Genomic DNA, 6,000 nt, shown 5'->3' with positions numbered 1-6,000 from the left:
CCCTCACCACCTGCGCCCTGGCCGGAGCCGCCGCCATCGGCATCGCCCTCAGAACCCACGCCACCGCCACCCACCCCCTGCACGCCCTCGCCGAACGAGGCGCCACCGCGACCCTCACCGGCACCGTCACCGGCGACCCCCGCCCCATGCGCACCCCGGCCTACGGCGGCCGTCCCACCAACAGCAACGGCACTGTCCTCACCCTCGAACTCGAATCCGCGCACACCACCGGCGACCAGATGTCCACCGGCGGCACCGTCCTCCTGCTCGCCCTGCACGACTCCTGGTCCGCGGTCTCACCCGGCCAACGCCTGCGCACCACCGGAAAACTGGCCCCAGCCCGCCCCGGCGACCTGACAGCCGCCGTGCTCCGGGTGCACAAATCGCCAGAACTCCTTGGCACACCACCGTTCTGGCAACGCGCCGCCACCGACATCCGCACCGGCCTCCGCCAGGCCAGCTCCGTCCTCCCCGCCGACCAGGCGGGCCTGTTGCCCTCCCTGGTGGTCGGCGACACCACGACCCTCGCCCCCAGGGTCGTCGCCGACTTCCGTGCCGCTGGCCTGTCGCACCTGCTGGCCGTCAGCGGCACCAACCTGGCGATCGTCTGCGGCGCGGTTCTCCTGCTGTGCCAAGCCCTCCGCGCGGGTCCCCGCACGGCGACAGCGGCAGCGGCCTTGGCACTACTGGGATTCGTGATCCTGGCCCGGCCCCAGCCGAGCGTCCTCCGCGCCGCGGTCATGGCCGCCATCGGCCTCTACGCCCTGACCTCCGGACGGGAACGAGCCGCGATCCCCGCCCTGGCTGGCACCATCACGATCCTGCTGCTCGCCGATCCCGAACTCGCCGGCGACCTGGGCTTCCTGCTGTCCGTACTGGCCACCACGGCCCTGGTGCTGCTGGCCCCACGCTGGTCGGACAACCTGCGTCAACGCCGCGTCCCCGGCGGTCTGGCCGAAGCGCTGGCCATCCCCGCCGCGGCCCACCTGTTCACCGCCCCGGTGGTGGTCGGCATGACCGGCGAACTCAGCCTCATCGCCATCCTGGCCAATCTGCTCGCCGCCCCGGTGGTCGCCCTGGCCACGGTCCTCGGTGTGCTGGCCGCCGTCCTGTCGGTGATCCATCCCGGCGCCGCCGAGCTCCTGGTCCACGTCACCGGCCCGGCGATGTGGTGGCTGGTCACCGTCGCCCACCACGCGGCCGCCGTGCCCATGTCCACCTTGCCCTGGCCGAGTGGTGTCGGCGGCGCCTTCCTCCTCATCGGCGTGCTGCTAGTGCTCGCCCTGCTGCTACGGCGACGCCGGTTCCGCGTCCTGTTCCTGGCGGCGGTCCTGCTCGCGATCCTGGTCCTGGTGCCCATCCGCGTGCTGCGCCCCGGCTGGCCGCTACCCGGCTGGGCCGTGGTGGCCTGCGACGTCGGCCAAGGCGATGCCATCGTCCTCGCCACCGCCGATCCGGGCCGCGCGGTGCTGATCGACACCGGCCCCGACCCGATCGCCATCATCGCCTGCCTCCGCGACCTGGACATCGACCGGATTCCGCTGCTGGTTCTCACCCACCTGCACGCCGACCACATCGGCGGCTTGGCCGAGGTCCTCGCCGAGCACGCGGTGGGCGCGGTCGGCATCAGCTCCGTCCAGCAACCACCTTGGGCCGTCAAGGAAATCCGCCGCGCCACCGAGGCCGCGGACGTGCCCCTGGTCGAGCTCCACCCGGGCACCAGCACCACCTGGCCCGCACTGACCGTCGACATCCTCGGCCCCCGCAGCCCCACCGCGCTGGGTGCCACCGGCGAACGCGCCAGCGGCACCGCCCTCAACGACGCCTCACTGGTCATCCGCGCGCACACCACCGCGGGCCGGGTCCTGCTCACCGGCGACATCGAACTAGCCGGTCAAGCAGACCTGTTGGCGGACAAGGGATCCGAGCTGTCCGCCGACATACTCAAGGTCCCGCACCACGGCTCCCGCTACAGCCTGCCCAGGTTCCTGGCCACCGTCCGGCCCCGGGTCGCGCTGATCAGCGTCGGCGCGGACAACGACTACGGCCACCCCAGCCCACTGATCCTGGACACCCTGGACACCCAGGGCACCCAGGTGCTGCGCACCGACCAAGACGGCGACCTGGCCATCGCCCCCAGCCCACAAGGCCCGGTGATCTCCCGCCACGGCAAAGAAAAATCCCGGACACCCAGATGACCCAGCCAACCCGCGGCACCCGCACGCCAACTCGCGACGCCCGCACGCCGACCTGCCGCACCCGCGCGCCAACCCGCGATGCCCGCATGGCAGCCTGCGGTACCCGCACGCCAATCCGCCACGAACGCTCGCCGTCCGAGCCGTCCGAGCCGTCCGCGCGCCGTCCGCCACAAACACGCACGGCGTGCCACCCCGGTCACAAGAACCGGCCGGCACGCCGTGCGGTGAAGCGTGGGATCAGAGGCCGAGGGCCTCGCGGACCGCCGCGGCCGACGGCGGGACGGTGGCGCGGGGGCCGATCCGGTCCTGCACCGCGTCCAGGGTCTTCAGGCCGTCGCCGGTGATCAGCAGCACGGTCTCGGCGTCCGGGTCGAGCTGGCCGGTCTCGATGAGCTTCTTGGCCGTCGCGACGGTCACGCCGCCCGCGGTCTCGGCGAAGATGCCCTCGGTGCGGGCCAGCAGCCGGATGCCCTCGACCACCTCTTCATCGGAGACGTTCTCAATGGCGCCGTTGGTGCGGCGGACGGTGTCGAGCACGTACGGGCCGTCGGCGGGGGCGCCGATGGCCAGGGAGCGGGCGATGGTGTCCGGCTTGACCGGGGTCACCACGTCGTGACCTGCCTTGAAGGCGGCGGCGACGGGGGAGCAGCCGGTGGCCTGGGCGCCGAAGACGCGGTACGGGCTCTGCTCGACCAGGCCGAGTTCGCCCAGTTCGCGGAAGCCCTTGTCGACCTTGGTCAGCTGGGAGCCGGAGGCGATGGGCACCACGATCTGGTCCGGCAGCCGCCAGCCGAGCTGCTCGGCGACCTCGTAGCCCAGGGTCTTGGAGCCCTCGGCGTAGTAGGGCCGGACGTTGACGTTGACGAACGCCCAGTCCTCGTGGTCCGCGGCCAGCTCGGTGGCCAGGCGGTTCACGTCGTCGTAGTTGCCGTCGACGGCGATCAGGGCGCCGTCGTACACGGCGGTGGTGAGGATCTTGGCCCGTTCCAGCGAGGACGGGATCAGCACCACCGACTCCCAGCCGGCGCGGGCGGCGGCCGCGGCCACGGCGTTGGCCAGGTTGCCGGTGGAGGGGCAGGCCAGGACCTTGAAGCCCAGTTCGCGGGCGGCGGCCAGGGCCACCGCGACCACGCGGTCCTTGAACGAGTGGGTGGGGTTGCCGGTGTCGTCCTTCACCCAGATCCGGCGGACGCCCAGCGCCTTGGCCAGGCGGTCCGCGCGGACCAGCCTGGTACAGCCGGGGTCGGTGTTCGGGTGGGCGTCCACAGTGGACGGCACGGGGAGCAGGTTGCGGTAGCGCCAGATCGACTGCGGGCCCGCCTCGATGTCCTCCCGGCGGACGGTCCCGAAGTCGTAGCCGACCTCAAGGGGACCAAAACACTCGGCACAGGCGAACTCGGCGGCGAGTGGGACCTGGTGGCCGCACTCCCGGCAGACCAGGCTGCGCGCCGGGCCGAGGTCAAGGGTCTGCTGGGCGCTGCTGGGCGCCTCGATGGTCGTCATCGCGAGGTATCTCCTCATCTTTCCCGCTGTCGCGGGGCGGATTTGGCACCGTGTTCACCTGCTCCCTCGCGGAATTCGCGTCGAGCCTGTGCCGGTTGCCGGGGTGTCGTAGGGCCGATCCCTCTACCCCTCTGGATGAGCTGTATTCAGTTGTCTGTGGCTCACCGTACGGCACGGTCGCCACTGAGAGCTACCGCCAGCCCAGTATGCGGGAGGCCGCAGGGCTGTCAGACCCCCGTGAAAGGATTGCCGGTGTGAGCGCCCCAGCCGTCACCCCCGAGCCGCTGCACCTGGTGATCGGGGAAGAGGAACTGCTGGTCGAGCGAGCTGTGAAGGCGTCATTCGACGCGGCGCGGCTGGCCGATCCGCAGGCCGAGCTGACCAAGGTCCGGGTGACCGACCTCACGCCGCCGGAGCTGATCGAGCTGGTGAGTCCCTCCCTGTTCGCCGAGGGCCGGGTCATCGTGCTGGAGGCCGCGCAGGAGGCGGGCAAGGAGATCGCGGAGGCGATCGGCTCCTACTGCAAGGCGCCCAGCGAGGGCGTGGTGCTGGTGGTCGTGCACAGCGGCGGCGGGCGGGGCAAGCTCGCCAAGGAACTGCCGGACGCCCTGCGCAAGGCGGGCGCCAAGATCACCACCTGCGCGAAGCTGACCAAGCCCGCCGACCGCGAGGCCTTCGTCAAGGAAGAGTTCCGCCGGGCGGGCGGGCGGGTCGACCCGGCCGGGCTGGCCGCGCTGATCGAGACCGTGGGATCGGACCTGCGGGAGCTGGCCGCGGCCGCCTCCCAGTTGGTGGCCGACACCGGCGGCTCGGTCGACGAGCAGGCGGTGCGCCGCTACCACCGGGGCCGCGCCGAGGTGACCGGGTTCGTGGTCGCGGAGAAAGCGGTGACCGGCGACCGGGCCGGGGCGCTGGAGGCGTTGCGCTGGGCGCTGCAGACCGGGGTGCCGCCGGTGCTGGTCGCGGACGCGCTGGCCGACGCGGTCCGGACCATCGCGCGGGTCTCGGCCGGCGGGCGGGCCGATCCGTTCGCGCTGGCCAGTCAGTTGGGCATGCCGCCGTGGAAGGTGAAGAAGGCGCTGGGTCAGTCCCGCGGCTGGGAGCCCGAGGGCTTGGCCGAGGCGATGAACCTGGTGGCCGGGTTGAACGCGGACGTGAAGGGCGTCGCCGCGGACGCCGGATACGCGCTGGAGCGAGCCGTGCTGCGATTGATCTTGGCGCGACGAGGGCGCTGAACCCAGGGCCGGAGCTGGCTGCGGCTCGGGTGCCGCGAACGGCTGTCGCCGGGATGCTGCGGACGGCAGTCGCCGGGGGCGGCAGACGGCAGTGGCCGGGGCCGGTAGTGGCCAGGAGGCCGCAGGCGGCGGTGTCCTGGACCGAGGCGCGAGGCGTGTGCCGGCCGGAATGTCTGGAGACGTGGCTGGCGAGGTTCCTCGGCTAGCGGCGCGCCGAGGAACCTCGCCGGGGCCTGCCGGGTGGCAGGCGGTTGGTGGTGGGTCAGGCCTGGGCTGGGATCAGCGGGCCGTCACCCGTCAGATCTCTAGGTAACTTATGGGTGGTTTTACTGGAGTTGGCCGCCAGGACCTGGGTGGGTGGCGGCGGCTGGGATGGGTTTGGCGCCCCGGCCTATTGGGGTTGCCGGAAGTGTTTGTCACCGTGGGTACGAGTGTTGTTTGTCATTGGTCTGCCGCTTGGGTGAGTGGGCGCGTAGAACGGTGGTGAGTATTGCAGACCGGGGATTGCTGATGGTGTGCCTGGCAATCGGTTGCCCGCCTGGAAAGGATCTGTGCGGCGGGTGGCGCTCGGTTCTCCTATTTCTGTCAATACGACGACCGGGTGATACCCGGTGGCGGAATCAGAAACGGAAGAGCTCGCCCTTTTCCAGATACAGCACGCAATCGTTGGGGAACGTTTCCTGATAGCTGATGGCGCGTCCGTTCCAGACGCCGCGGGCGGTGACCGTGATCGGTGCGTAGATCAGGTAACACGGCTCCTCGCGGCCGGTGTCCACGCGGCGGGGGTCGCCGCCCGCTTTCTTCAGCTCGCGGCAGGACCAGGTGGGCTTCGGGTGGCTGCCGCCGATGGGGTCGCAGGTCAGCGTGCTGGAGCGGGCGTCCCTGGTGGGAGCCTCGCCTGGGTTGACGGTCAGCACCAGCCAGCCTGCAGCTCGCGGAGTCGCCGCGGTGGCGGCCGCGGTCGGCGCGGCGGCCACGGCAAGGGGCAGCAGGGTCGCTGCCAGCCCGAGTGCCAACGGCAGAAGTCGCTTGCGAGACATTGTTCGCCTTTCAAGGAATGAGTC

4 protein-coding genes and 1 riboswitch are annotated in these 6,000 nt (G+C 71.4%); of the genes, 2 read left to right on the top strand and 2 right to left on the bottom strand.

The window, feature by feature from the left end:
* Positions 1–2,198 (top strand): DNA internalization-related competence protein ComEC/Rec2 (locus M8C13_RS41810; protein ID WP_256510616.1); only part of this gene is annotated, 2,198 nt, incomplete at its 5' end.
* Between the two features lie 237 nt (positions 2,199–2,435).
* On the opposite strand, the gene thrC is transcribed toward M8C13_RS41810, so the two are convergent.
* Positions 2,436–3,701, bottom strand: coding sequence for a threonine synthase (gene thrC, locus M8C13_RS41805; RefSeq protein WP_252486385.1), 1,266 nt, complete (start codon positions 3,699–3,701; stop codon positions 2,436–2,438).
* An 11-nt stretch (positions 3,702–3,712) separates the two neighbouring features.
* A riboswitch (SAM riboswitch) is annotated at positions 3,713–3,843 on the bottom strand.
* 112 nt (positions 3,844–3,955) lie between these two features.
* Between thrC and holA the strand changes: the two genes are divergently transcribed.
* On the top strand, positions 3,956–4,936 hold the full coding sequence (holA, locus tag M8C13_RS41800) for a DNA polymerase III subunit delta (protein WP_252486384.1): 981 nt from the start codon (positions 3,956–3,958) through the stop codon (positions 4,934–4,936).
* Positions 4,937–5,556: 620 nt separating this feature from the next.
* On the opposite strand, the gene M8C13_RS41795 is transcribed toward holA, so the two are convergent.
* The gene (locus M8C13_RS41795) at positions 5,557–5,976 is read right to left on the bottom strand and encodes an SSI family serine proteinase inhibitor (RefSeq protein ID WP_252486383.1); all 420 of its coding nucleotides are present in this window, start codon (positions 5,974–5,976) and stop codon (positions 5,557–5,559) included.
* Positions 5,977–6,000 lie beyond the last annotated feature (24 nt).

Source organism: Crossiella sp. SN42 (assembly GCF_023897065.1).
In the GTDB taxonomy this organism is placed as follows: Bacteria; Actinomycetota; Actinomycetes; order Mycobacteriales; family Pseudonocardiaceae; genus Crossiella.
The sequence above is the reverse complement of the archived record's forward strand: the minus strand, read 5'-3'. Positions and strand labels throughout refer to the sequence as shown.